Here is a 3,875-nt window from a genome sequence, read left to right as displayed (position 1 = left end):
TCATATATTTTTCTACACCAAACTTATTGCGATGAAAAGCACTCTGCCAATCGTATTGATTTTGAAGCTGCTGAAGTTGCATTTCTAGTAACGGATTCTCTACCATTTTGGGATTCATTTTAAGGGCAACTTTTGGCTCTTTGTCCAATGTCGGAGAAAAACTTTCATTTTTGCAAAAAATACAACCACCGCGCGCCACACTACCATCAATATTTGGACAAGTAAAGCCCGCCAAAGCAATCGGCACTTTACGCACTCGCTTCCCAAATCTACGCTTGCAATATCGCCCAAAGGTTAGCATTTGTTTCACTCTTATACCCTTAAACAATATATTTGCTATCAAAGCAGGCTTGACAATATTGATAATTCTCAATCCCAATGCTTCGCTTCAATCCCTCAACAGACAAAAAGAACAATGAATCCGCACCAATAAACCGACAAACCTCTTCGTTGCTCATTTTTGCACTGATTAAATCCTCTCTACTTGGGGTATCCACACCATAATAACAGGGAGAAATCGTCGGCGGAGAAGAAATTTTCATATGGATTTCTTTCGCGCCACAATCTCGTAGAATCTTTACAATCTGACGACTGGTCGTTCCGCGCACCACAGAATCATCAATCACAACCACGCGTTTATTTTCAATTAATTCACGAATCGGATTTAATTTAAGCCTCACTTTTAACTCACGAATTTGTTGTGTGGGCTCAATAAAAGTCCTCCCCACATAATGATTGCGGATAATCCCAAGCTCAAAAGGAATCCCACTTTGCCTAGAATATCCAAGTGCCGCTGCGACACCACTATCAGGTACGGGAATCACAAGGTCGGCTTCTACGGGATTCTCTCTTGCCAATTCCTCGCCCATATTCTTGCGAATATCATAAACAAGGCGTCCAAATACTCGGCTATCAGGACGCGCAAAATAAATATATTCAAAGACGCAAGGGTGAGGATTTGGCGGCATAATACTCTGCGATTCCATACCATTTTTTGAAAAGATTAACATTTCACCCGGCTCTACATCACGCACATATTTTGCGCCCACCAAATCAAACGCGCAAGTTTCACTTGCAACAACATAGCCTTTGCTTCCATCAGGATTGACAATCTCTCCAAGACTTAAAGGTCGGAATCCATATCTATCACGAATCACAAACATTTTTTTGCGACTTAAAATCACAAAGCAAAATGCGCCTTTAAGTCGCAAAACCGCCTCTTTGATTCTATCTACCAAGTTTTCTTGTTCTGCTCTTGCGATGAGATGAATAAGATTCTCTGTGTCCATATAACTTTGGAAAATCGCCCCCTCTTTGATAAGCTCGTCGCGGATTTGACGCGCATTTGTGAGATTGCCATTATGCACAATCGCAATTTCACCCAAATCATAACGAGCAAATAAAGGCTGTGCATCGGAAATAGAATCGTTCCCTGCAGTAGAATAACGATTATGCCCTACTGCACTAGAACCTTTCAGTTTATTTAGCGTCTCATTGCAAAACACTTCCGTTACTAAACCATTATTTTTAATGGTGGTGATTTTTTCACCATTGCTTGTTGCGATTCCTGTCGCTTCTTGCCCGCGATGTTGCATAGCAAAAAGAGAATAATACGCAATACTCGCGGCATTTTGAACATTATAAACGCCCACTACCGCACATTCTTCATTCCAATCAGTTTTCAAAGACTGACTTGTTAAGGTTTGATTTTCAATCTGCTTTTCCACTGCTTATAATCCCAAAGAATCTTCAATGCCATACAATCCATTTGGTTGTTTTTGCAACCAAAGAGCAGCTTTAATAGCACCTTGCGCAAAAGTCGCGCGAGAAGTAGCGGTATGAATCAGTTCCAAATACTCTCCCTCGCCATAGAATCCGACATTATGAATCCCAGCTACATCTCCTCCGCGCAGTGCCATAACGCCGATTTCATCTTTATGACGCTCGCCAATATTGCCATTTCTACCACTTGTGCGCACCTTATCTAGCTCCAAGTTTCTAGCTTCTGCACAAGTTTGAGCAAGACGCAAAGCGGTGCCGCTAGGAGAATCTTTTTTATGGTGATGATGAGTTTCTACGATTTCAATATCAAAATCTTTCAAAGCACTTGCCACCAATTTAACTGCTTTATTTAAAACCGCAACTCCCAATGATAAATTGCTTGCATATAAAATAGGCATTTTCTTGGAAGCTTCTTTGATTAAATTTTCGTGGTGGGATTCCAATCCTGTTGTTCCAATTACAATGGGTTTGGGATTATTAAGAGCCACTTCCAATAACGCACGCGTACCTTCTGCTGTTGTAAAGTCAATCACCGCAGCAGAACTTTCTAATAAAACTTTCAAATCGCTAGTAATTAACACGCCAGGGTCAATAGAGAAATCTAAATCTTTGCGCACATAAACACACTCTAGCTTTACCTCTTGGCTTTTTTTTGCCAAATCCACAACTAATTTACCTACACGTCCGCCAGCACCAAAGACTCCAATTCCTAACATAAAATTCCTTTTTATTTATGATGTTCAATATATTCAATCGCCCCAAGTGCTGCTGTCGCACCATCTGCTGCTGCGCAAACTACTTGTCTTGGAGCATCTATTCGCAAATCACCCGCAACAAACAAGCCCGGTATGTTTGTTTCCATTTTGAGATTCACGATAGCTTGCCCATATTCATTTGTTGCACAAATCGCACTGCCATCTTCTTGCATTAAAACCGAATTATTTACATCAAAACCAATCAATACAAAGATTCCATCTACTTTGATTTCTTTTGCAGTTTCCTCTTCTAAATTTTTCAATTTTAGCCCAGTTACGCCAGAATCATCACCACAAATTTCCTCAATTCCATAAGGGGTTAAAAACTCAATCTTTGCTTCATTTTTTGCGCGCTCCAATGTAACAGGAGAAGCGCGGAACGCATTTCTACGATGAATCAATGTAACTTTAGAGCAAATTTTGGCAAGATAGATGGATTCCTCCACTGCTGTATCGCCCCCGCCAAGCACTGCTACTTCTTTATTTTTATAAAAAAATCCATCACAAGTAGCGCAAGAACTCACACCTTTCCCCCAATACACATCTTCACCTTTGACGCCTGAACGTTTGGGGCTTCCACCCGTTGCGATAATCACAGATTTGGATTCCACTTCTTTTTGATTACTTAAAACAATCGCAAAGTGATTTTCTTTTCTTTTGACGCGCACAACCTCTGCCATTTCGTGTTTTAAGCCAAATCTGAAACATTGTTCTTGCCAAGGCATCATAAAATCAAATCCGCTTTTCACTTCCGCCACTCCGGGATAATTTTCCATTTCACTGCTAGAAGTAATCTGTCCTCCGGGCATACCTTTTTCAAACATTACGACTTCCTTTAAGCCTCCTCTTGTTGCATACAACCCTGCACTAAGTCCAGCAGGTCCTCCACCAATAATAGCTAGTTCTAGCATATTTTACTCCTTATTTTTATTTTCTTTAAAATTAACTAATTTATAAATTCCACTCTCTTTTAAAGAAATATAGAGTTTGGAATTTTTACTTTCTTGATTAAGCAAAAAACATTGTGGCAATGTTCTCACATCAAATTCGTGAATCAATTTCAACATTAAAGCACTTGAGATTCTTAACTCTATGAGATTATGGACATCTTTTTTCGCATTTTCTCCTTGTTGATATAAATCAAGTGCTAAAAGAATAAGATTTTCTTGTATATTTTTTCTTAAAAACTCTGTAGATTGGGGGGTAAAGGAAGTATAAAAGCACAATTTATATTGCGAAGATTTTGGTTCAAAAAGACTCATCGTGTTTTCTTGATATTGGTAGAAAGAATCCTCATTGAAATTAATTTTTGAAACAGATGTAAAAGCATATTGATAA

General features: G+C 39.2%; 4 protein-coding genes and 1 pseudogene. All 5 read right to left on the bottom strand.

Annotated elements, in window-relative coordinates; translation table 11 throughout:
• A pseudogene (locus K2N75_RS01530) lies at nt 1-301 on the bottom strand (TIGR01212 family radical SAM protein); the annotation flags it as partial.
• Between the two features lie 19 nt (nt 302-320).
• Nucleotides 321-1,685, bottom strand: a complete 1,365-nt coding sequence (gene purF, locus K2N75_RS01525) for an amidophosphoribosyltransferase (protein ID WP_297681710.1) — start codon at nt 1,683-1,685, stop codon at nt 321-323.
• A 45-nt stretch (nt 1,686-1,730) separates the two neighbouring features.
• On the bottom strand, nt 1,731-2,498 hold the full coding sequence (gene dapB / locus K2N75_RS01520) for a 4-hydroxy-tetrahydrodipicolinate reductase (RefSeq protein WP_297681708.1): 768 nt from the start codon (nt 2,496-2,498) through the stop codon (nt 1,731-1,733).
• A gap of 11 nt (nt 2,499-2,509) precedes the next feature.
• On the bottom strand, nt 2,510-3,448 hold the full coding sequence (trxB, locus tag K2N75_RS01515) for a thioredoxin-disulfide reductase (protein ID WP_297681706.1): 939 nt from the start codon (nt 3,446-3,448) through the stop codon (nt 2,510-2,512).
• 3 nt (nt 3,449-3,451) lie between these two features.
• Nucleotides 3,452-3,875: hypothetical protein (locus K2N75_RS01510; protein WP_297681704.1), on the bottom strand; the 424-nt coding region annotated here is incomplete at its 5' end.

The organism is Helicobacter sp., from assembly GCF_029067145.1.
Taxonomy (GTDB): domain Bacteria; phylum Campylobacterota; class Campylobacteria; order Campylobacterales; family Helicobacteraceae; genus Helicobacter_D.
Note: the sequence above shows the minus strand (reverse complement) of the source record. Positions and strands in the feature narration are given on the sequence as shown.

Excerpts from the sequence above, each read along its gene's own strand:
- trxB (WP_297681706.1), bottom strand. The coding sequence starts at position 3,448 with ATGCTAGAACTAGCTATTATTGGTGGAGGACCTGCTGGACTTAGTGCA.
- dapB (WP_297681708.1), bottom strand. The coding sequence starts at position 2,498 with ATGTTAGGAATTGGAGTCTTTGGTGCTGGCGGACGTGTAGGTAAATTA.